This window comes from Halomonas dongshanensis, assembly GCF_024790395.1.
In the GTDB taxonomy this organism is placed as follows: domain Bacteria; phylum Pseudomonadota; class Gammaproteobacteria; order Pseudomonadales; family Halomonadaceae; genus Vreelandella; species Vreelandella dongshanensis.
The window spans coordinates 52,506-72,987 of sequence record NZ_JAJISC010000004.1 but is presented as its reverse complement, the minus strand read 5'-3'; the positions used below and the strand labels follow the sequence as shown (position 1 = coordinate 72,987).

Sequence of the window (20,482 nt, the reverse complement as noted above, 5' to 3'; positions counted from 1 at the left end):
TCCATGCCATGCACCCTGTCGTTGTGGAGGCCATATCCTGGCCTATTTTCAGGGGACGAACTCCACATCCAATAACAGTAGCCTTCAAATGAAGTGTATTTAGTACAATAAAAATATTGTACTGCAAAATTGCTAATGGCAAACTCCTTTTAGTCCGTAATTAGAGAATGCCTGATGCCTAAATCATTTGCTGTCACCGTGCTTTTATTGTGCCTTTTCACCGTCACTTTCGCGGTCAACCTTCAGGCACCCCTTTACAGTGCCTATGTGGCGGAGAGCACGATGGGCGCGACAGCAGTGACGGTCGCCTTTGCAGCATACGTGGCCGGATTGATGCCCACATTGGTGTTCCTTGGAGGTCTTTCGGATAGGATCGGACGCAGAATCCCGATTATCATGGCGCTTGTTTTTGGAGGCATAGGTACGCTTGCTCTTGTTGTAGCGCCGGGCTGGATTTCGCTCGTGCTGGCAAGATGCCTTCTCGGAGTCGGCACAGGACTGGCTACAACAGCTGGAACTGCATACATGGCCGAGATTATGGGGGAGCAGCAGGTGAAGCGCGCAGCCCTAATCGTCACATCATCGACTACGTTGGGCTTTGGTGGTGGGGCTCTGGCGACAGGCATTAGCCTGTCATTACAGGGACAGACCTTCTTTCCCTCTAGTTTCGCTTTGCTCTTCGTTGCTGTTCCACTACTAGCACTACTTGTGATCAGACTGCCACGATGTGATGAACCAAGAGCAGTATCCTTACTTCGACTACCCGTATTTCCATCGAGCACTTGGCCATATGGCGCTGCGATGGGAGTCGCGTGGTCCACCACAGGCATGACGATTGCAATTGTTCCTTTGGAATTACAGATACATGATCTGGGCAACTGGACGGGGCTAGTAATTTTCTTGGCTATTTTCATCGGATTTCTGTGCCAGCCCTTAGCAAAACGCCTGAGCAACCCCATAGCACTAGGCCTCGGATTCTTCTTAACCCCCTTTGGTTATTTGGTGCTACTTGCAGGCAGCTGGAGCCACTCCATTTTACTAGTGCTTGTTGGAGCCGCATTTACGAGCGCGTCCAGTTATGGCTTTACCTACCTAGCAGCATTGTCAGAGTTCTCGATGCGATCATCTGAAGAACGTGCTCGGGCATCCGCAGGTCTCTTTGTCTATGCATACGTCGGTTTCTCGATTCCTGTCATCGCTAGCGGCGTCTTGGCTGATCGCTACGGAGTGCTGCAGGCCATGGCTATCTTCGGCGGTGCGCTGCTGATCTCAACCCTAGTTGTGTTCTGGGCCTGGCATAAGAGTCCAGAAGATTCTAATAAGCTCACGGCATCGGTTGATACTCTTTAACCTCTTTACGCGGCAATATTTTCTTCGTTACCCCAGGGTGATTCGCCCAATCAACAGAAGCCACAGAGCGATCAAGGCGAAGTGGCCGGGGTACCAGGCGAGCCAAAGCTTGCGCGGCATCTGTACGACGACCTTGGGGACGCGCCGGGCGGCTCCCGCCGCGAGCAACAGCACCACCACGCAGGTGCCGACGGTGAAAGACTTGGCCATATCCGAGGCGTTCATTTGACCCGCTATCCACAGCACCGGGAAGGCGCTGAGCCCTGCCCAGAGCCGCGCCTGAAAGTGAGGTTCGCAGCGGTTGAGCGTGTGCATGGCGAACATGAACAGCGGAATCAGCAGTAGGCCGTTGTGGGCGTACTCCACCCAGAACCCGAGTACGTACCAGGCGGTAACCGCCAGGGCGGCGCCCAGCATTAGCCAGGGCAGCCCTAGCGTGCGCTGTAGGTAGCGCTGCCAGCCCATCCGCACCAGCGTGCCGAGGGCTAACCCACTCGCGAGCGTAAAGCAGACGTTGAAAATGAAAGCGTCCGAGGCGCGCGGCATCATGGTGTAGGGAATCTGCGCGACCAGGCCGATGACCAGGATGCGCCGGGCGTAGCGCAGCGGGTTACGGGTATTGAAGAGCCCGTGCCAGGCAACCATGGCGGCAAAGAGCGGAAATGCGATGCGGCCGATGGAGGAGCCTGCCCAAGCCAGATCCCAGGCGCTTGGAAAGACGTAGCGCGTGAGGTGATCCACGGTCATGGTGATCAGCGCAAGCCACTGGCCCCATTCCGTCCAGTGTGAAGAGGGTCGCTCGTGCGCGGCTAGTGGGGTCATACGACGTCCTTGTGATGATGACAATAGTTAAAGACCCGGATGAGCGCATCGGGTTCACTGAAATTAGCACGAATGCGTGTCGGGAGATAAAGCTAAGCGGCAAGCAGAGGAGGGAATAAAGGGGAGTAAAGAAGAAAGTACGCAAAGCGAACAAAGCAGCGCTCGTTCCGTGGGTAAACATGCGCTGAGTAAGCCAGTGGTGATATAGCCCTCTTCGCCGGGCGGCGAAGAGGGCTATACATCACTCGCCGAAGTAGCGGCTGTGAATCTCTTCGAAGGTGCCATTCTCTTTCAGCGTGGCCAGGGCTTCGTTGAAGCGCTCGGCCAGTGCTTCGTCGCGCTGACGGAAGGCGATACCGAAGCCGTCACCGAAGTACTCCTTGGGCTCGGTGATCTGCTCGCCGATTTGGGTGTAGTCGCCGTCTTCGCTTTCGATCAGCGTGGCCTGGCCAATCGGGTAGTCGAGGAAGACGATGTCCAGGCGCTCGGCGTCAAGATCCAGCACCATATCGTCGGCGGTAGAGTAACGGCTAATGTCGGCAACGCTACCGAAGTTATCGGTCACGTAGTTGTCCTGTAGGGTGCCGCGCTGCACGCCGATGGTGAGGCCGTCCAGCGTCTCTTCATTGGCTTCGTCGATGCCGAGGCTCGCTGGGGCGAACCAGGCAGAGGGCATGGTGATGTAGGGCTCGGAGAACAGCACCTGCTGACGGCGCTCGTCATTGATGGTCATCGACGACATAACGGCGTCGTAGTTACGCGCCAAAAGTCCTGGAATGATGCCGTCCCACTCCTGCTCGATCCATTCGCAGGTAACGCCGATCTCGTCGCACAGGGCGTTACCCAGCTCGATATCGAAACCGGTCAGTTCGCCTTCAGGTGTGCGGTACTCCATAGGCACGTAGGGTACGTCCACGCCGATGCGTACGTGGTCGTAGTCGCGCGCCTGGGCACTAGAGGCGGCGGCGACCGCTAGGCCGATCAGAGATACCGATAGCAGTTTTTTCATTGTTCAACTCCCTCGTGAAACGGATTCATTGGTAGAACGTCCTCTCTAACGTAACCCAGCTTGGCGGCGGCGGAAAGAGCACCGCGCTCTTAAAGCCAACGTTCGTTTGACGCAATCGCGGCCTGCTCACGCCGACTGCGATGGCAGGTGCGCGAGCAGGCGTTTCTCCAGGAAACGGAAGAAGAACAAAATAGCGAAGGTTAAACACAGATAGATCAGCGCCACGAACAAGAACGGCTCGAAGGGCGTGTAGAAGCGCGAGTAGACGTAGCGGGCGGCACCGGTCAAATCCATCAGCGTCACTACGCTGGCGATGGCGCTGGCATGAAGCATGAAGATCACTTCATTACCGTAGGCGGGCAGGGCGCGGCGAAATGCGCTGGGAATGACGATGCGCCGCATGAGTAGGCTTTCGGACATACCATAGGCCCGCGCCGCCTCGATCTCACCTTTGCTGGTGGCTTTGATGGCACCACGAAAGATCTCCGTGGTGTAGGCCGCAGTGTTGAGCGTGAACGCAATGAGTGCCGGGTAGAAGGCTTCACGGAATATCGGCCACAGGAAGCTCTCCTGAATGCCGTCGAAGAACACCACGCCGTAATAGATGATATAGAGCTGAATGAGCAGCGGGGTGCCGCGAAAAACGTAGGTGTAGGCGTAGACCGGCAGACTGATCCACTTGCGCTTGGAGCTGCGCATGATGGCCAACGGCACCGCGAGCACCAAGCCAATGATGAGCGAGACGAAAACGAGCTGCGTGGTGGTTACGAGCCCTTCCCAATAGTGGGCCATGGTGGCCGGGGTAAAAATCTTGTTGCCTGCCAGCAGGTCGTTGAGCCAAGCGTTCACATCTACCATGGTCTACTCCCCGTAACCGACGTTGTAGCGCTTTTGCAGCCAGGCAAAAATCCATTCGGTGACACTGGCGATGAGCAAATAGGCCACGGCCACTGGCACCAGGAACACGAAGGGTTCGTGGGTCGCGCGGGAGGCTTCGGCGGCCACGCGCACCATGTCGGTCAGGCCAATCACCGAGACCAGCGCCGTGGTCTTCAATAGCACCATCCAGTTGTTCGAAAGCCCGGGAAGGGCGTGGCGCATCATTTGCGGAAAGCGAATGCGCCGAAAGACCAAGACACTGCTCATGCCGTAGGCCTTACCCGCTTCGATCTGGCCGTTATCAACCGCCATGAAGGCGCCGCGGAAGGTTTCGCCCATGTAGGCGCCGAAGATGAAGCCGATGGTCAACACCCCGGCGGCGAAGGCGTCGAAGCTGAAGTAGATGTCGATATCGAAATGGTCGTAGAGCATGTCGCTGATGGCGTTGACGCCGATCTGACCGCCGTAGAATAAAAGCAGCATCAACACCAGATCCGGCACGCCGCGAATCACCGTGGTGTAGAGCGTGGCGATACGGTGCAAGAACCAGTGGCGCGACATCTTGGCGATGGCGGTCAAAAGCCCTAGAAAAACCGCCAGCAGCAGCGAGAGAACCGCGAGTTGAACGGTGACACCGGCCCCTTCGATCAACCGGGGACCATAACCTTGCAAATCGAGCATGGTGAGCCTCGTGATCAGTACTTGGGCGCCAGAAACTGCTTGAGCCGTGGCGATTGCGGGTTACCCAATACCTCCTCGGGCGTACCGGCTTCTTCGACCAGGCCCTGGTGGAGGTAGACGACCTTGCTCGACACGTCGCGGGCGAAGCTCATCTCGTGGGTGACCACGATCATGGTGCGGCCTTCGTTAGCCAGGTCACGCATGACCTTGAGCACGTCACCAACGAGTTCGGGGTCGAGCGCTGACGTGGGCTCGTCGAACAGCATGACTTCCGGATCCATGGCCAGGGCGCGTGCGATAGCGCCGCGCTGCTGTTGCCCCCCTGACATCTGCGCCGGGTAGGCCTTGGCGCGATGGGTCAAGCCGACGCGTTCGAGCAGGCTCATGGCGTGCTCGGTAGCCTCGCGCTTGCTCTTGCCGAGCACATGCACCGGCGCCTCGATGATGTTTTCCAGTAGCGTCATGTGCGCCCAGAGATTGAAGCTCTGAAATACCATGGAGAGCTTGGCGCGCATGCGCACCACCTGCTTCCAATCCTGGGGTTCACGTCCGTGTTTGGTATATTTGAACGCGATGCGCTCGCCGTGGACGAACAGCTCGCCGTCGTCGGGCTGCTCCAGCAGGTTCATACAGCGTAGAAAGGTGCTCTTGCCCGAGCCCGAGGCGCCGATCAGGGTGATGACGTCGCCTTTTTGGGCTTGCAGGGAGAGCCCTTTGAGGACTTCCGTATCGCCAAAGCGCTTTTTGATGTTACGCACCTCAAGAGGCGTAGGCGTATCGGCCATGACAGGAGCTCCAGTTGGCGCGAAAAAAAGAGGCGATTCTATCAGGATGGGCTCAAAATGCGCCCCCCTGGCGATATTTTTCCAGCCCCTTTGCGTAAACATGTGTTTTGTAAGCACGCACTGGGCATGATGGTTAGGGCTTAGCGATCGACCTCTACGGCGAGAAGGGCGGCGCGCGCACCGCGCTCGACGCGTGCATTGGGGAATACTACATGCCAGGGCGTCTCGCCGACTAGCGTCTCGCCTGTGCTTGCGTCGTAGGCGATGGGCGCACCCGGTTCAAAGCGGGTGAAGTTGGCCACGTCATCGGCAAAAAAGAACCTGAAGTCATCGCTTTCCCGCATGAGTTCGCACTCGACCCGAAAGAAAGCCAGCGCTGACGCATCGCCTGCGGTAGGGCGCTTGCCTTCGCTTAGCTCGCCCAAAAGACGCTGCATGGGCGCCAGCGGCGCAAGGTCGTTTTGGCCGAAGGCGGCAACGCGGCCAAGCTCGAACGTGAACGCCTGGGCGCCGTGGTAGTGCTTGCTGTAGCGCGAAAACGTAGCGCTGGGGCGATGCTGGTGGAGCACCGCCTGCATGCCTGCTCCGGCAAGCCACTGCCACTGCGCGTCCTCTGTTGGAGTGGCGGCAAAGGGTTCGACCACGAAACGCGGGTAGCGACTTTCGCGAATGGCCGTGTGGAGGTCGTAGTGCAGCTTGGGCAGCGCCGAGTGGCGTGCGTAAAAGGCGTCCACGATAGCCATCAACTCCCGCGCGCGATCCGGCTCGGCGCCTTCGGCCTGCATTTGCCGATCGAACAGGCGGTTGAGGTTGGTGGATACGAAGCGAGTCTGCTGCTTGAGCGCAGGCAGGTTGCCCAAGATCACCAGCACCGGCGCGTTCAGCGTGCGGTGGCCGCTCTCTAACTCGGCAAGCCAAGCGCCCAGAATCTCCACTGGTGCGGTCTCGTTGCCGTGGATGGCGGCGGAAAAAATGCAGGCGTGGGCAGCGGGGGCTATGTGCGCTGGAGTAAGCGCCATGACGCCCGGGGCCAGCAATTGATAGGTCCCGCCAGACAGCGAGCCGCTTGTCTGCGTGGGCGGGTGATCATCCAGTGCCCAGTCGAGCCAGGAGTCGAGCATGCGAAGGCCTCTACGTTATCGGTCGTTGTTGTAGGTTTATCATTACCATGGCGAATACGCGATCCCAACAGCGGCGTCGAATCTAGGCAAAGCAAAGGCGCTTGGATGTAAGCGCCTTTGGGGGGAATATCTTTGGGGACGTCTGTATAGATAGCCTGAGTAAAAGGCCTTTTTAAAAAAACCTCAAGAGGCGTGGCGCTGGCGCTCCATCTCCTCTTCGTACTCGTTGGCAAGCGAGCTTTTCTGGTTGTTTTTTAAACCGCGCCCCGCCAGTTGGAAGACTTCCTGCTCTTCCTCGTCCAGATGATGAGTGACCAAGTGTTGAAGCTCCTTGGCGTGCACTAACCAGTTGCTGGCGCTGTAGTCGGTTTCATCTAGCAGTTCGATCAGCTCGTCGATTTCGTGATGTTCGGCGACGCTGTGGCGCGCTTTCTCCTGCGTGAGATCGAGCTCCATTAGCGGGATATAGAAAGCGCGCTCTTCGGCGGCAGCGTGGTATTGCAGCTCTTTTTTCACCTGCTGATAGAGCGTGTCGCGCTCTTCGCTATCGCCGTGGGTTTCTACCAGGCGCGCCATAAGGTCGCGCTGTACGTCGTGATCCTTGCGCAGTGCTTCGAAAATATTCATGTGCCTACCTCCTTGCGTGAACATGACGGGTTAGAAAAAAGTTAGTCAGCTTCTCAAGGGTGTGCAAACGTCAAGGCACAAAAACAAACGATAAGATCGAATCTCGAATGCGAAAACATTTGCTTTAATTCATCGTTAATTTGTCTATTTTTAACTTGGAAAGCTTATTCGTAAGGTTAGGAAAGCGGGAAGTAAAAACGAGAAACTGTAAACAGGAGCGAATGATGACAAAGGTATTGGTTCTCTATTACTCCATGTACGGCCACGTCGATACGCTGGCCCAGGCTGTGGCGGAGGGCGCCAAGCGCGTCGATGGCGTCGAGGTAACGGTCAAACGCGTACCCGAAACCATGCCGGAAGAGGCTTATAAGAACGCTGGAGGCAAGCAGGACTTCGCCACCGAAGAGGCCACGCCCCAGGAGCTTGCCGATTACGACGCCATTATCGTGGGAACGCCGACACGCTTTGGCAACATGTCCGGGCAAATGCGCACCTTCTTCGATCAAACCGGCGGCCTATGGGCCAAGGGCGCGCTGCGCGGCAAGGTGGCGAGTGTATTCACCTCGACCGGCACCGGTGGCGGCGAAGAGATGACCGTGACCTCCACCTGGACCACGCTCGCCCACCACGGCATGGTCATCGTTCCCATCGGTTACGGCATCGAAGAGCAGTTCGATATCTCCGAAGTGAGCGGGGGTAACCCCTACGGCGCCGCTACCATCGCCGGCGGCGACGGCTCCCGCCAACCAAGCGAACGCGAACTCAAGCTTGCGCGCTTTCAGGGCGAGCATGTGGCGAAAATCAGCGTGAAACTCGCCAGCTGAATACCCCCACTATAAGCATCCGCTCATAGCGCAACGCCTCGCAGAGCAACACCTGCGAGGCGTGTTTACGCATGCTCGATAGTGCCTTGGCGCGACTTAGCCGCGAGCAAGGCGCTCGGCAATTGCCTTGCCCAGGCTTTCGGTCGTGCCTTGGCCGCCCACGTCGCGGGTGAGGACGTTTTGGTCGCCCTCAGAAAGTACCGCTTCGATGGCGGTGACGATGGCGTCGCCTGCTTCTTTGTAGCCCAAGTGTTCGAGCATCATTGCCCCGGACCAGATCTGGCCGATGGGGTTGGCGATGCCTTTGCCTGCGATGTCCGGGGCGCTGCCGTGTACGGGTTCGAACAGGCTCGGGAAGTTGCCCTCCGGGTTGATGTTGGCCGAGGGCGCAATGCCGATGGTGCCGGTACAGGCGGGGCCCAGGTCGGAGAGAATGTCGCCGAAGAGGTTGCTGCCCACCACCACGTCGAACCAGTCGGGGTGAAGGACGAAGTTCGCGGTCAGGATATCGATGTGGAACTTGTCGACTTCGATATCGGGGTAGGCCTTGGCCATTTCCGCTACGCGCTCGTCCCAGTAGGGCATGGTAATGGAGATGCCGTTGGACTTGGTGGCCGAGGTGAGCTTCTTACGCGGGCGAGTCTGCGCCAGGTCGAAGGCGTACTTGAGTACGCGATCGACGCCGGTGCGGCTCATTACCGTCTCCTGGATCACCACTTCGCGCTCGGTACCCTCGAACATCTTGCCGCCGATGCTGGAGTACTCGCCTTCGGTGTTTTCGCGCACTACGTAGAAATCGATGTCGCCGGGCTCGCGACCGGCCAGCGGGCTTTTGATGCCCGGCATTAGTTTGCAGGGGCGCAGATTGACGTACTGATCGAACCGGCGGCGGAACTGGATCAGCGAGCCCCACAGAGAGATATGGTCCGGCACCTTTTCGGGCCAGCCGACGGCGCCGTAGAACAGCGCATCGAAGTCCTTGAGTTGTTCGAACCAGTCGTCCGGCATCATTTGGCCGTGGGCGAGGTAGTAGTCGCAGCTGCCGAAGTCGAAGGTGGTAAAGGCAATATCGATGCCGAAGCGCTTGGCGGCCGCTTCGACGACGCGCAGCCCTTCGGGCATCACTTCGGTACCAATGCCGTCTCCGGCGATGACGGCGATACGATGGCTCATGGCGTAGCTCCTGTGGGTGGTGACATTATCATGGGTACAGCAAACTCTGTGCTTGCAGTGTAGCGCTCGAAGCAGAGAAGATAATCCGTCTATAAAGCAAGCTATTGTTGCGCTGAAGTGGAGAGTGGCGTGAGCGCTCTGGATGATCTGGCTTTTTTTCACCAGTTGGCGCGTGCCGGGAGCCTAACGGCAACGGCGCGAGAGCTGGGACTTTCGTTATCGGCGGTGAGTAAACGTTTGAAGCTGCTCGAAGCGCGGCTGGGAGTAACGCTTGCCACGCGCACTACCCGGCGCTTGACGTTAACCGCCGAGGGCGAACGCTACGTGGCCCAGGGCGGACGTATTTTGGATGAGCTGAATGCTCTCGAAGGGGCGCTGGTAGCGCGAAAGGGCGTTAGCGGTCGGCTTCGCATCAACGCGACCTTCGGCTTTGGCCGTCGCCACGTGGCGCCACTCTTTTCGCGTTTTTGCGCGCTGCATCCGGGGCTCGAGGGCTGGCTTGAGCTGACCAACTTTCCCCTCAACCTGAGCGATCACGGCTTCGACGTAGGGATTCGCGTCGGTGAGCCGCCGGATTCGCGTCTCGTTGCCACGCGTCTGCTGGCCAATCGCCGGGTGCTTTGTGCTTCGCCTGCCTATGTCGCGCGTCAGCCGCCGCTTGCGTCACCCTCCGATCTACAGCGCCACGCCTGTCTGGTAGTGCGCGAAAACGACAGCGACTTTCCCGTTTGGCGCTTTGTTCAAAACCGTGCACCGCATCGGGAAGAGGCGGTGAAGGTGCGCGGCTTTCTGGCCAGCAACGATGCCGAAGTAACGACTCGCCTGGCGCTCGATGGCCACGGCATCATGCTGCGTTCTTGGTGGGACGTGCACGACTATCTGGCCCAGGGCGAACTCATCGAGCTGCTGCCTGCCTGGCAGGGCGTGCGTGCGGATTTCTACGCGGTATTCGAACAGCGCGAGCACGTGCCGGAGCGCGTGCGCGCCTGGATCGCGTTTCTTCAGTCGGAGATGATTGGGCGGGTGCCCGCGCTGCCTTGAATCTGTAGCGCTTTCCCAGTCTCTAGGGTCGGTATGAAAAGTCGTCGAGCGAAGACAAGACAAGGAAAAAATTGATGAAGAAGCGGAGTTTACACGTAGTAAATGAGTATTCTGAGTCAATTTTTAACGCCGTATTGTCGAGCGCAGACACTTTACATACTGAGCCTAAGCGTTGGCTAGGCTCTCCCAGCGTATCAGCGGCCTTTGGTTGAAGTAGTGGCAGAGCAGGTCGTAAAGGGCCGGGTAGGCGCGCTGGAGCGTGTGCGGGGCGGTAAAAAAGTATTCGCAGCAGACCGCGAAGCACTCGCCGGGGTGGCTGGCGGCGTAGTCGTCGATGGGGGGCTCGATGCCCGCGTTCACGCAGCGATTCAGATCATCCCATACCTCAGTGAACACCCCATGCCACTGGGCCGGAGGGAGCGAGCGCGGCAGCGGCGGGAAGCCGTCAATATCCATGGAGTTACCCATGTCGAGTTTATGGGCAAGCTCGTGGATGAGCACGTTGAAGCCGGTGAAGTCGCCGCTTTGGGCAAGGTCGGTGTAGGCGACGACCACAGGCCCCTGGTAGGAGGTTTCGCCAGCGCGCTCATCCTTGATCTGGTGCACTACGCCGAACTCGTCCATCTCCTCTAGCTCACGGGTGAAGCCGTCGGGCAGGATGACGATCTCGTGGACGTTGGCGAAGGCTTCGCGGTGCTCGGTTTGGCTCCAGCCCAGGGTCAATAGGCATGCTTGACCGGCCAAGGCGAGCTGGTCGATATCATCGAAAGGGGTGTCGGCGAGCTCGGGATGCAGCGTCAGGCGTTTGGTCGCGAGAAAGCGGCTGGCACGCTCGCCCAGAAGCGTCGCTTCGGTGGGCGTGAGCGTTGCCAGCAGCGGCAGACGCTGGCACGCCTGGCACCAAGCGCGCGGCGAAAAAGGGGAGGCGGAGCGTTTTAACCACCGAAGCATGCGGGATAACCTTTCCAGCAGAATGTGGCGAGCGTGCTTATCTTTATCATGCCAGACGAAGAGTCGATGGCGCCGAGCGATGATGGCAAAAGTTGACGCTTTTCGCCAATCTTCTTGCCATTTTGGTGCAGCCATGAACAATGGGGCGCCTTTAACGTACTTACTTTAGCGTACTAACAAGGGTATCGGTCATATGGATTTTTCACTGCCGGGACTGTTCACGTCCTTCGTCGATCGCGGTAACGGGCTGCTATGGAACAACGTGCTGATCTATCTTCTGATCGGCGCGGGCCTCTATTTCACCGTGATGACGCGTGCCGTTCAGCTGCGCTACTTCACCCACATGTTCAAGCTGCTGCGCACGTCGCGCGATGCCAGCGAGGGTATCTCCTCCTTCCAGGCGCTATCGACCAGCTTGGCCGCCCGCGTGGGTACAGGGAACCTTGCCGGGGTCGCCGTGGCGATGTTCTACGGCGGCCCAGGCGCGATCTTCTGGATGTGGGTGACCGCCATGGTGGGTATGGCGACGAGCTTCATCGAGTCGTCGCTGGCGCAGGTTTATAAGACCGATCACGGTGACAACACCTTCCGTGGTGGCCCAGCGCGCTACATCGAGCGCGGCATGGGACTACGCTGGCTGGCGGTGCTGTTTTCGATCTGCCTGATCATCGCCTTTGGTCTGGCTTTCAATAGCGTACAGGCCAATTCCATTGCGCTGGCCATGGAGCAGGCGTTCGACGTGCCCACCTGGGCCGTGGGCGTGGCGCTGATGGTCGTGGTCGCGCCGATCATCTTCGGTGGCCTCAAGTCGGTGGCGAAAGTCGCCGAACTCGTGGTGCCACTCATGGCGCTGCTCTACCTGATCCTCGCGCTCACGGTCGTGGTGCTGAACATCAGTGACTTCCCCGAGGCAATCATGACCATCTTCCGCCATGCCTTTGGTATCGAGCAGGCAGCGGGCGGCGCCATGGGATACGCCATTTCGCAGGCGATCATCAACGGTATCCAGCGCGGGCTCTTCTCCAACGAGGCGGGTATGGGCTCGGCGCCCAACGCGGCGGCCACGGCGTCCACCAAGCCGAACCATCCGGCAGCCCAGGGCTTCATCCAAATGCTCGGCGTCTTCCTCGATACCCTCGTGATCTGTACCGCGACCGCCGCCATCATCATCATGGCGGGGCCGGAGCTGATGACGGACAACGAGGCCAACGGTATCCAGCTTACTCAGCTGGCTCTATCTACCCACGTAGGCGACTGGGGCAGCATCTTCGTCGCCGTGGCGATCTTGCTGTTTGCTTTCACCTCGGTGATCGCCAACTACTCCTATGGCGAAAGCAATATCGAATACCTTGCTGGTCGTCGTGCGCCCTTGGCGGTGCTGCTGTACCGCTTTGCGGTACTGGCGATGGTGATGGTGGGGTCGGTGGCAAGCCTAGGGGCTATCTGGAACTTCGCCGATCTGTCGATGGGCATGATGGCGATCATTAACCTGGTGGCGATTCTGTTCTTGTCGCCGATCGCCTTTGCTCTGCTCAACGACTACGATCGCCAACTCAAGGCGGGTAAAGAGCCGACCTTCGATCCGAGCCAATTCCCCCAGCTTGCCAACAAGGTCGACCCCAAGGCGTGGCCGCGCAAAAAGCCATAAACCAATGATCGGCTAGATGGTTTTACACCGCTAACAAAAAAGCCAGCTTATATACTGCTGGCTTTTTCCATTACCTCTAGTTGACGTTAAATGATTAACGGTAAACCAAGCCGCCATCGATCAGTGGTGCCTGACCTGTCATATAGTCAGAATCTGGGCCTGCCAGATAAGAAACGAAAGAAGCAACATCGTCCGGTGTTTCGGCACGACCCAACGCAATGCCGCCAACATATTTATCATAGGTTTCACCAATTGGGGCACCCGTTTCTTCTGACATCCTTTTATCAATATCCACCCACATATCAGTGCCAACAACGCCCGGGCAGTATGCATTGACGGTAATGCCAGAACTTGCTAGTTCTTTTGCAGCAGCTTGGGTAAGCGCACGCACGGCAAACTTGGTTGACGAGTATACGCCTAGTAGAGCAAACCCTTCATGGCCAGCTATAGAGGCAGCATTAATGATTTTGCCTTTTTGCTGACGGGCTTTAAATTTTTCTGCCGCAGCTTGAATGCCCCATAATGTCCCTTGCACGTTAATTTTAAAAATTTTATCGACTTCTTCTGGAGACACTTTCAATATTGGGTTTACTTGACTGATACCTGCGTTATTGACAATAACGTCAAAGCCGTTTAGCTCCTTTTCCGCAAAATCTACGGCAGCAAAGATAGCATCACGGTCACTCACATCAGCAGTAAAGGTTACAGCCTTACGTCCCAACGCTGTAATTTCCTCTGCTACTGCTTTAATTTTATCGTCTTTCAGATCTACCAGCGCAATGTTTGCCCCATCTTTTGCCAGCCGTAATGCTATTGCCCGGCCGATCCCCTGACCCGCACCAGTAACTAGCGCTACTTTTCCATTAATCGCCATCACATTACCTCCTGAAAATAAGGTTTGACTCTATGCTATTTTAGCTACGTGTAGCATTTAATGCTTTACCATAGTCTAATGTATGATGTAAATGGCATTAAAATAAAAGCTAATATAATTTTATTTGAGGCAGCGCATAGGCCTGCAGCCCAGATCTGAAATCACTTCAGAATCTGAACATTCGTCTGGAAAAACACGTCTAGGAGCATGAACATGCCGCGCCCTGAACTGCTGGAGCAGATTTACACCATCGTCGATCAAATTCCGGCGGGGCGGGTGACCACCTATGGGCGCATCGCCGCCATGACCGAGGGCGCGACGGCGCGCTCGGTGGGTTCGGCCATGCGTCATCTGCCGGAAGGCCATACGCTGCCCTGGCACCGGGTGATAGCGGCCACCCGTAAGCTCGCCGATCACGACAGCGCCCAGCGCCAGCACGAACTGCTTCGCGCCGAAGGCGTAACCTTCGATGTCTCGGGGAAGGTGCCTGCGCATCTGCTCTGGCCCTAGTTTTCAGCGTGCTATCGCGACAACGATAACGAAGCGGCCGCCTTATCATGAGGCGGCCGCTTCGTTGGTGCGTCTCGTTTTTTTCAGTCGCTAGTAGTGAAAGTCGCTAGCTTGGGCAACTGTTAGCTTTGAGGCGTGTTGCCCGATTTCAGCGACCAGTCGCGCCAGCGTAGATCAAAAAGATCCTTGCGGCGGTCTTTTAGGTTGGTCACCGAGCCTTCGGCGCGGACTACGGTCAAACGCGTCAGGTCGAGATCCGAGAACAGGATCATCTCGGTGTTGGGCGTGGTTTCGGCCAGCACGGCGTCGTGGGGGAAGGCAAAATCGGACGGCGTGAATACCGCCGACTGCGCGTACTGAATGTCCAGGTTCTCGATCGAGGGGAGGTTGCCAACGCTGCCGCAGACGACCACGTAGCACTCGTTTTCGATGGCGCGGGCCTGGGCGCAGTGGCGCACGCGCAGATAGCCGTTCTTGGTGTCGGTCCAGAAGGGGACGAAGAGGATATCCATGTCCTGATCAGCGAGTAGGCGCCCGAGCTCGGGGAACTCGACGTCGTAGCAGATCAAAATGCCCACGCGCCCCGCGTCGGTATCGAATACCTGGAGATTGTCGCCGCCTTCGATGACCCAGTCGCGACGCTCCTGTGGGGTGATGTGCAGCTTGGCCTGCTTTTCGACGTCGCCGTCGCGGTGGAACAGGTAGGCCACGTTGTAGAGCTTGTCGTCCTCACCCACCTCGATCATCGAGCCGCCGACGATATTGATGTTGTAGGAGACCGCCATGCGCGAAAGCTCGGCCTTGAAGCGCTCGGTGAAGCCTGCCAGAAAGCGTACCGCCGCCATTTGATCCTGTTGGGCGGCTCGATCTTGCAGCCCCATCAGGGGCGCGTTGAACAGCTCTGGGAACAGCGCGAAGTCGCTCTGGTAGTCGGAGAGCGCATCGACGAAGTACTCGATCTGCTTGAGCGCGGCCTCGACGCAGTCGAACTCACGCATCTGCCACTGCACGGCGCCCACGCGCACTTGGGTCGGGCGAGTGTCGAGCACGCTTTCGGCCGGCTCGAAGAGGATGTTGTTCCACTCGAGCAGAGTCGCGTAGCCCTTGGACTGCTCGTCTTCGGGGAGGTACTTGCGCAGCAGGCGTTTGACCTGGAAGTCGTTGGCCAGTTGGAACGACAAAATGGGGTCGTAGATCTCTTTACGCGACACCTTGTCGATGTACTGGGTCGGTGAAAGATCGCTGGCGTATTGGTGGTACTCGGGGATACGCCCACCGGCCAAGATGGCGCGCATGTTGAGCGAGCGGCAGAGCTCCTTGCGGGCCTCGTAAAGGCGTCGGCCGAGGCGGTAGCCACGGTAGTCGGGGTGGATCAGCACGTCGAGCCCGTACATCGCATCACCCTCGGTGTTATTGAGGATGATCTCGCGATGACCGATGAGGTCGTCGTACTTGTGCGGGTTGGAGAACTCGTCGTAGTCCACCTGTACGGTCAGAGCGACGCCGACGATCACGCCGTCGTCTTCGATGGCGATCTGGCCGTCGGGAAATTCCTGAATCAGCTTGTCGATGGTGAGCTTGGGCCAAGCGCCACCGATGTCGTGATACACCGCGTCCATCAATGTCTTGAGCTGATCGTAGTCGTCGCTCGTCAAGTTGCGGAGATTCAGATGCAGTTCTTCAAGGGACATATCAGGGGTTCCCAGTCAGCAGTATGAAAAGCGCTCGATTGTAGCACTGTCGTAACGGTCGCTGCCTTGCGCTATGTGCTGCGCCGCATGCACTGAAGGTTCAGCGCTTCGCCTCGCTCGGGCGTTTAGCGGCGATACCCGCCACCAGCGGCGCCGTCAGCGTCTGGGCCATGATCACCCCGGCCAGAATCAGCGCCCCGCCAAGAAAGTGGAACGTGGCTACTTGCTCGCCGAGCAGCGCCATGGCGATGAGCGCGCTGAAAAGCGGCATCAGGTTGATGAAGATACTCGCCTGGTTGGCGCCGATCTGGCGCACGGCACGCATCCACAAAAAGGTGGTGATGACCGACGCGGGAATGCCCGCATAGAGAATCAGGCCGATGTTCTGGCCGTCGATGGGCGTCATGGGGCCGAGCAGATAAGGAGGTAGCAAGAACAGCACCGCAAAACAGACTTGGCTATAGAGCATCACCCAGGGCGAAAGGTTCATCGCCCAGCGCTTGAGCATGACGCCGTAGAGCGCGTAGCAGGTCGCGGCCACGACCATCAGCGCATCGCCACGGGCAACGTCGAGGTTTAAAAGCGATAGCGGGTTGCCCTTGCCAAGCAGTACCAGCACGCCGCAGAAAGCCAGCACGCCCCCAAGCACGCCGCCGCGCGTGGGGGCTTCGCGCAGCACCAGGGCGCTAAGCAGTACGGTGAGAAGCGGCACCATGGCGGCCAGAATCCCCATGTTAGTGGCCGAGGTAGTTTCCGCCGCGACATAGGCGAGCCCTTGCCACAGTCCCATGCCAAGTAGCCCCAAAAAGGCGAGCTTGGGCCACTGGCGCTTGATCTCTTGACGCTGACGCCACGCCGCAGGCAGAACGAACGGCGTCAGCACCGCCAGCGCCAGCAGCCAGCGCAAAAAGGCGATACTGCTCGGCGCGATGGTGCCTACCGTGAGCTGATTGATGGTCATGTTGCCGGACCAGATCAGAACGGTGACGAGCGGCGGCAGGAAGTAGATCAGTGGCATGCAGGAAACCCTTGTTTGTTAGCCGGTTATTTATCGTCGGCTAATGTGACCTGAAACACCGCCTGCGGCAAGGGGCCTCGAAGCTATCGACGTGTCCTACCCGCTGACGCCACACGTGACGCTGTACGCCATCGATAGGATGTCATACGCTTGTTTGAATGCGCTTGTCTAATAAGAAACCACCGAATAACAACCAACGTGCCTGTCGATGACCGGAGACCGTGATGCCCCGTGACGCCGCTTACCCGCATATCTTTAGCCCTTTGCAGGTAGGGCATTTGACCCTGCCCAATCGCGTACTCATGGGCTCGATGCACACCAATCTAGAAGAAGCCCCCGATGGCTTCGCACGCCTGGCCGCCTTCTACGCCGAACGTGCTCGCCAAGGGGTGAGTTTGATCGTGACCGGAGGCATCGCGCCGAACCCGGAAGGCGCGGTGTTCGAAGGCGCGCATGCGCTGACCGATGACGCTCATCTCGATGAACACCGCCAGGTCGTCGAAGCCGTGCATGCCGAGGGCGGACATATCTGCTTACAGATTCTCCACGCCGGGCGCTATGCCTATTCACCGGCGCTCGTTGCCCCGTCGGCGCTACAGGCGCCGATCAACCCCTTCGTGCCTCGGGCGCTGTCGAGCGCGGAGGTCGAGGGCCAAATCGACGACTATGTGCGCTGCGCGCGCTTGGCGCAGCAGGCAGGCTACGACGGGGTCGAGGTCATGGGCTCCGAAGGCTACCTGATCAATCAGTTTCTCTGCCTGCGCACCAACCAGCGCGACGACGAATGGGGCGGAAGCTTCGACAATCGCGCGCGTTTTGCTTTGGAGATCGTGCGGCGTATTCGCGCGGCGGTGGGCGAGCGCTTCGTGGTGATCTTCCGGCTGTCGATGATCGATCTGGTGGAGGAGGGCAGTAGCTGGGAGGAGATCGTGGCCCTCGGTCGGGCGGTCGAGTCAGCAGGGGCGGATATCGTCAATACCGGCATCGGCTGGCACGAAGCGCGAGTGCCCACCATCGTCACCAGCGTGCCGCGGGCGGCCTTCACCGAGGTAACTCGGCGCATGCGTGCGGCGCTGTCGATTCCCTTGATCACCACTAACCGCATCAATATGCCGGAAACCGCCGAGCGCGTGCTGGCCGAGGGGCACGCGGATATGGTTTCCATGGCGCGGCCCTTTCTCGCCGATCCGGCCTGGGTAGCCAAGGCCAAGGCAGGCAAGGCCGAAGAGATCAACACCTGTATCGCCTGTAACCAGGCGTGTCTGGATCATACCTTTGCGGGCAAGCTGACCTCGTGCCTGGTCAACCCGCGCGCCTGTCACGAAACCGAGCTTCTCATTCAGCCTGCCCGCAGCGTGCGGCGCATTGCCGTAGTCGGTGGGGGGCCAGCGGGGCTCTCGGCGGCGGTGACGGCGGCCAGCCGTGGGCATAAAGTGACGCTCTTCGAAAGAAGAGAGGCGCTGGGTGGCCAGTTCAACTACGCGCGGCGCATTCCCGGTAAGGAGGAGTTCAACGAGACCCTGCGCTACTTCCAGGTGATGCTCGCCAAGTATGGCGTCGACGTTCGCTTGAATAGCGAGGCGAGGGCTGATGAGCTCATCGAGTTCGACGATGTGATTCTGGCCACCGGAGTAGCGCCGCGTGCCCTGACGCTGCCCGGGGCTGATCATCCAAGTGTAGTGAGCTACGCCGAGGCGATCGAGCACCCCGAGCGGGTAGGCGTGAACGTGGCGATCATTGGCGCTGGCGGCATTGGCTTCGACGTTGCCGAGCTGCTCGCCCATAGCGACCACCCGAGTCTCTCCATCGATGCCTGGTGCCGTGAATGGGGGGTCGATCTTGGCGTCACCGAACGTGGTGGGCTTTCCCCACCCGAGGTGCCACAGGTTGCGCGCCAGATCGTCATGCTCCAGCGCAAGGCGTCGAAGCCCGGTAAGGGGCTGGGCAAAACCACCGGCTGGGTACACCGCGCCGCGCTCAAACAGCGTGGGGTGAAAACCCTCGCGGGCTGCGAATACCTCAAGATCGACGAACAGGGCCTGCACATCCGCCATGACGATAAAGAGACCTGCTTGGCGGTGGATACGATCGTGGTGTGCGCAGGCCAAGAGTCGGTGCGCGAGCTCATAGCGCCACTTCGCAGCCAGGGACGTGGGGTGCATGTGATCGGCGGCGCCGATGAGGCGGGCGAGCTCGATGCCAAGCGGGCGATCGACCAGGGCACGCGACTGGCGGCAGCGCTATAGGGTCGCTGTGCGAGGCGCGTTGATACTTTGCGGTGACGCAAGGGTTTAAATGGCGCTAGACTGCTGAGCCCCCCGCCTTGTACTAAAGTGGGGGCCCTAAGGGGCGGTGGCACCCAGCCGACCCCGCAAGACCGTCAGCATAAGGACCCGCGTCATGACCTCGGAGTGTACCCCGCGTTTTCTCGCTAGTGACAACACCTCGGGCATCTGCCCGGAGGCGATGGAATATCTTAACGAAGCCAACCGTTGCGACGATCTCGCCTACGGCAACGACCGCTGGACCGCCATGGCGGCCGACCGGTTTCGTCAGATGTTCGACTTCGAGTGTGACGTCTTTTTCGTCTTCAATGGCACCGCGGCCAACTCCCTGGCGCTCTCGGCAATGGGGCGCAGCTACCATAGCGTCATCTGTCATGAGCTGGCACATATCGAGACCGATGAGTGTGGCGGACCTGAGTTCTTCTCCAACGGCGCCAAGCTGCTCACGTCCCCAGGGGCGAACGGCAAGCTCACGCCTCAGGGCATCGAGGCGCTGGTCACCAAGCGTAGCGACATTCACTACCCCAAGCCCAAGGTGATCTCGCTGACCCAGGCCACCGAGGTAGGCACGGTCTACACCCGCGACGAGCTGATGGCCATTCGCGCCATGGCCGACAAGCACGACTTGCGCCTGCACATGGACGGCGCGCGCTTTGCCAACGCCTGCGTGAGCCTGAATGCCTCACCGGCCGAGCTGACCTGGCAGGTGGGCGTGGATGCGCTGTGCTTCTCCGGCACCAAGAACGGGCTTGCCTTTGGCGAGGCGATTTTGTTCTTCAATCGCGAGCTCGCCGAAGACTTCTCTTACCGCTGCAAGCAGGCGGGCCAGCTCGCTTCCAAGATGCGCTACGTATCCGCCCCCTGGCTTGGGCTACTCGAAAGCGGTGCCTGGCGCACCAACGCCGAGCACGCCAACGCCATGGCGCGCTATCTTTCCGAAGGTCTGCAGGCGCTTCCGGGCGTATCGCTGATGTTTCCCACCCAGGCCAACAGCGTGTTCGTCGAGCTTCCGCCCCTGGCTATCGAGGCCTTGAAAGCCAAGGGCTGGACCTTCTACACCTTCATCGGTGCAGGCGGCGCGCGTTTCGTGTGCGCCTGGAACACCACCGTCGAGCTGCTCGACCAACTCCTCGACGATGTTCGCGAGGCGATGAGTCGGCTTTAAAATGCGCTAGTGCGTTTTTACCTGCGCT

At 58.9% G+C, this 20,482-nt stretch carries 19 protein-coding genes; 7 read left to right on the top strand and 12 right to left on the bottom strand.

What is annotated here, in order from left to right; translation table 11 throughout:
* The first annotated feature begins 174 nt into the window (after positions 1-174).
* Positions 175-1,350 carry an MFS transporter gene (locus LLY24_RS09420; protein ID WP_259036042.1) on the top strand — a complete coding sequence of 392 codons (1,176 nt, stop codon included), beginning with the start codon at positions 175-177 and terminating at the stop codon, positions 1,348-1,350.
* A 27-nt stretch (positions 1,351-1,377) separates the two neighbouring features.
* On the opposite strand, the gene LLY24_RS09415 is transcribed toward LLY24_RS09420, so the two are convergent.
* The 7 genes from LLY24_RS09415 to LLY24_RS09385 form a co-directional block, all read right to left on the bottom strand.
* Complete coding sequence (locus LLY24_RS09415) at positions 1,378-2,172, bottom strand: TraX family protein (RefSeq protein ID WP_259036041.1); 795 nt, start codon at positions 2,170-2,172, stop codon at positions 1,378-1,380.
* A gap of 241 nt (positions 2,173-2,413) precedes the next feature.
* Complete coding sequence (locus LLY24_RS09410; RefSeq protein WP_259036040.1) at positions 2,414-3,181, bottom strand: transporter substrate-binding domain-containing protein; 768 nt, start codon at positions 3,179-3,181, stop codon at positions 2,414-2,416.
* Between the two features lie 126 nt (positions 3,182-3,307).
* Positions 3,308-4,039 carry an ABC transporter permease gene (locus LLY24_RS09405; RefSeq protein WP_259036039.1) on the bottom strand — a complete coding sequence of 244 codons (732 nt, stop codon included), beginning with the start codon at positions 4,037-4,039 and terminating at the stop codon, positions 3,308-3,310.
* A gap of 3 nt (positions 4,040-4,042) precedes the next feature.
* Complete coding sequence (locus LLY24_RS09400) at positions 4,043-4,741, bottom strand: ABC transporter permease (protein ID WP_259036038.1); 699 nt, start codon at positions 4,739-4,741, stop codon at positions 4,043-4,045.
* 14 nt (positions 4,742-4,755) lie between these two features.
* A complete protein-coding gene (locus LLY24_RS09395) occupies positions 4,756-5,526 on the bottom strand; it encodes an ABC transporter ATP-binding protein (protein ID WP_259036037.1) in 771 nt (256 codons plus the stop codon).
* Between the two features lie 140 nt (positions 5,527-5,666).
* Positions 5,667-6,647 (bottom strand): succinylglutamate desuccinylase, encoded by a 981-nt coding sequence (locus tag LLY24_RS09390; protein ID WP_259036036.1) that lies wholly within the window; start codon positions 6,645-6,647, stop codon positions 5,667-5,669.
* A 183-nt stretch (positions 6,648-6,830) separates the two neighbouring features.
* A complete protein-coding gene (locus LLY24_RS09385; RefSeq protein ID WP_259036035.1) occupies positions 6,831-7,274 on the bottom strand; it encodes a hemerythrin domain-containing protein in 444 nt (147 codons plus the stop codon).
* Positions 7,275-7,498: 224 nt separating this feature from the next.
* Here LLY24_RS09385 and wrbA point away from each other — a divergent pair, with 224 nt between their 5' ends.
* Complete coding sequence (wrbA, locus tag LLY24_RS09380; protein WP_259036034.1) at positions 7,499-8,098, top strand: NAD(P)H:quinone oxidoreductase; 600 nt, start codon at positions 7,499-7,501, stop codon at positions 8,096-8,098.
* Between the two features lie 96 nt (positions 8,099-8,194).
* On the opposite strand, the gene LLY24_RS09375 is transcribed toward wrbA, so the two are convergent.
* Positions 8,195-9,271 (bottom strand): tartrate dehydrogenase, encoded by a 1,077-nt coding sequence (locus LLY24_RS09375; protein ID WP_259036033.1) that lies wholly within the window; start codon positions 9,269-9,271, stop codon positions 8,195-8,197.
* A gap of 129 nt (positions 9,272-9,400) precedes the next feature.
* Here LLY24_RS09375 and LLY24_RS09370 point away from each other — a divergent pair, with 129 nt between their 5' ends.
* On the top strand, positions 9,401-10,312 hold the full coding sequence (locus LLY24_RS09370) for a LysR family transcriptional regulator (protein WP_259036032.1): 912 nt from the start codon (positions 9,401-9,403) through the stop codon (positions 10,310-10,312).
* A gap of 165 nt (positions 10,313-10,477) precedes the next feature.
* Here LLY24_RS09370 and LLY24_RS09365 read toward each other — a convergent pair whose 3' ends face one another.
* Positions 10,478-11,263: a M90 family metallopeptidase gene (locus LLY24_RS09365; RefSeq protein WP_259036031.1), complete on the bottom strand. Its 786-nt coding sequence runs from the start codon at positions 11,261-11,263 to the stop codon at positions 10,478-10,480.
* Between the two features lie 193 nt (positions 11,264-11,456).
* Between LLY24_RS09365 and LLY24_RS09360 the strand changes: the two genes are divergently transcribed.
* The gene (locus LLY24_RS09360; RefSeq protein WP_259036030.1) at positions 11,457-12,911 is read left to right on the top strand and encodes an alanine/glycine:cation symporter family protein; all 1,455 of its coding nucleotides are present in this window, start codon (positions 11,457-11,459) and stop codon (positions 12,909-12,911) included.
* A gap of 94 nt (positions 12,912-13,005) precedes the next feature.
* Here LLY24_RS09360 and LLY24_RS09355 read toward each other — a convergent pair whose 3' ends face one another.
* Positions 13,006-13,785: an acetoin reductase gene (locus LLY24_RS09355; protein WP_259036029.1), complete on the bottom strand. Its 780-nt coding sequence runs from the start codon at positions 13,783-13,785 to the stop codon at positions 13,006-13,008.
* A 213-nt stretch (positions 13,786-13,998) separates the two neighbouring features.
* Between LLY24_RS09355 and LLY24_RS09350 the strand changes: the two genes are divergently transcribed.
* Positions 13,999-14,295 carry an MGMT family protein gene (locus tag LLY24_RS09350; protein ID WP_259036028.1) on the top strand — a complete coding sequence of 99 codons (297 nt, stop codon included), beginning with the start codon at positions 13,999-14,001 and terminating at the stop codon, positions 14,293-14,295.
* Positions 14,296-14,417: 122 nt separating this feature from the next.
* On the opposite strand, the gene LLY24_RS09345 is transcribed toward LLY24_RS09350, so the two are convergent.
* Together LLY24_RS09345 and LLY24_RS09340 are read right to left on the bottom strand one after the other, a co-directional pair.
* Entirely contained in the window at positions 14,418-15,986 is a 1,569-nt protein-coding gene (locus tag LLY24_RS09345; RefSeq protein WP_259036027.1) for a bifunctional GNAT family N-acetyltransferase/carbon-nitrogen hydrolase family protein, read from the bottom strand.
* A gap of 100 nt (positions 15,987-16,086) precedes the next feature.
* Complete coding sequence (locus tag LLY24_RS09340; protein WP_259036026.1) at positions 16,087-17,004, bottom strand: DMT family transporter; 918 nt, start codon at positions 17,002-17,004, stop codon at positions 16,087-16,089.
* Positions 17,005-17,228: 224 nt separating this feature from the next.
* Here LLY24_RS09340 and LLY24_RS09335 point away from each other — a divergent pair, with 224 nt between their 5' ends.
* Together LLY24_RS09335 and LLY24_RS09330 are read left to right on the top strand one after the other, a co-directional pair.
* Complete coding sequence (locus LLY24_RS09335) at positions 17,229-19,250, top strand: NADPH-dependent 2,4-dienoyl-CoA reductase (RefSeq protein ID WP_259036025.1); 2,022 nt, start codon at positions 17,229-17,231, stop codon at positions 19,248-19,250.
* Positions 19,251-19,404: 154 nt separating this feature from the next.
* Complete coding sequence (locus LLY24_RS09330; protein ID WP_259036024.1) at positions 19,405-20,454, top strand: threonine aldolase family protein; 1,050 nt, start codon at positions 19,405-19,407, stop codon at positions 20,452-20,454.
* The last annotated feature ends 28 nt before the right edge of the window (positions 20,455-20,482 follow it).

Excerpts from the sequence above, each read along its gene's own strand:
- LLY24_RS09345 (WP_259036027.1), bottom strand. The coding sequence starts at position 15,986 with ATGTCCCTTGAAGAACTGCATCTGAATCTCCGCAACTTGACGAGCGAC.
- LLY24_RS09405 (WP_259036039.1), bottom strand. The coding sequence starts at position 4,039 with ATGGTAGATGTGAACGCTTGGCTCAACGACCTGCTGGCAGGCAACAAG.
- LLY24_RS09385 (WP_259036035.1), bottom strand. The coding sequence starts at position 7,274 with ATGAATATTTTCGAAGCACTGCGCAAGGATCACGACGTACAGCGCGAC.
- LLY24_RS09420 (WP_259036042.1), top strand. The coding sequence starts at position 175 with ATGCCTAAATCATTTGCTGTCACCGTGCTTTTATTGTGCCTTTTCACC.
- LLY24_RS09365 (WP_259036031.1), bottom strand. The coding sequence starts at position 11,263 with ATGCTTCGGTGGTTAAAACGCTCCGCCTCCCCTTTTTCGCCGCGCGCT.
- LLY24_RS09360 (WP_259036030.1), top strand. The coding sequence starts at position 11,457 with ATGGATTTTTCACTGCCGGGACTGTTCACGTCCTTCGTCGATCGCGGT.
- LLY24_RS09410 (WP_259036040.1), bottom strand. The coding sequence starts at position 3,181 with ATGAAAAAACTGCTATCGGTATCTCTGATCGGCCTAGCGGTCGCCGCC.
- LLY24_RS09350 (WP_259036028.1), top strand. The coding sequence starts at position 13,999 with ATGCCGCGCCCTGAACTGCTGGAGCAGATTTACACCATCGTCGATCAA.
- LLY24_RS09340 (WP_259036026.1), bottom strand. The coding sequence starts at position 17,004 with ATGCCACTGATCTACTTCCTGCCGCCGCTCGTCACCGTTCTGATCTGG.
- wrbA (WP_259036034.1), top strand. The coding sequence starts at position 7,499 with ATGACAAAGGTATTGGTTCTCTATTACTCCATGTACGGCCACGTCGAT.
- LLY24_RS09335 (WP_259036025.1), top strand. The coding sequence starts at position 17,229 with ATGCCCCGTGACGCCGCTTACCCGCATATCTTTAGCCCTTTGCAGGTA.
- LLY24_RS09415 (WP_259036041.1), bottom strand. The coding sequence starts at position 2,172 with ATGACCCCACTAGCCGCGCACGAGCGACCCTCTTCACACTGGACGGAA.
- LLY24_RS09400 (WP_259036038.1), bottom strand. The coding sequence starts at position 4,741 with ATGCTCGATTTGCAAGGTTATGGTCCCCGGTTGATCGAAGGGGCCGGT.
- LLY24_RS09355 (WP_259036029.1), bottom strand. The coding sequence starts at position 13,785 with ATGGCGATTAATGGAAAAGTAGCGCTAGTTACTGGTGCGGGTCAGGGG.
- LLY24_RS09330 (WP_259036024.1), top strand. The coding sequence starts at position 19,405 with ATGACCTCGGAGTGTACCCCGCGTTTTCTCGCTAGTGACAACACCTCG.
- LLY24_RS09375 (WP_259036033.1), bottom strand. The coding sequence starts at position 9,271 with ATGAGCCATCGTATCGCCGTCATCGCCGGAGACGGCATTGGTACCGAA.
- LLY24_RS09390 (WP_259036036.1), bottom strand. The coding sequence starts at position 6,647 with ATGCTCGACTCCTGGCTCGACTGGGCACTGGATGATCACCCGCCCACG.
- LLY24_RS09395 (WP_259036037.1), bottom strand. The coding sequence starts at position 5,526 with ATGGCCGATACGCCTACGCCTCTTGAGGTGCGTAACATCAAAAAGCGC.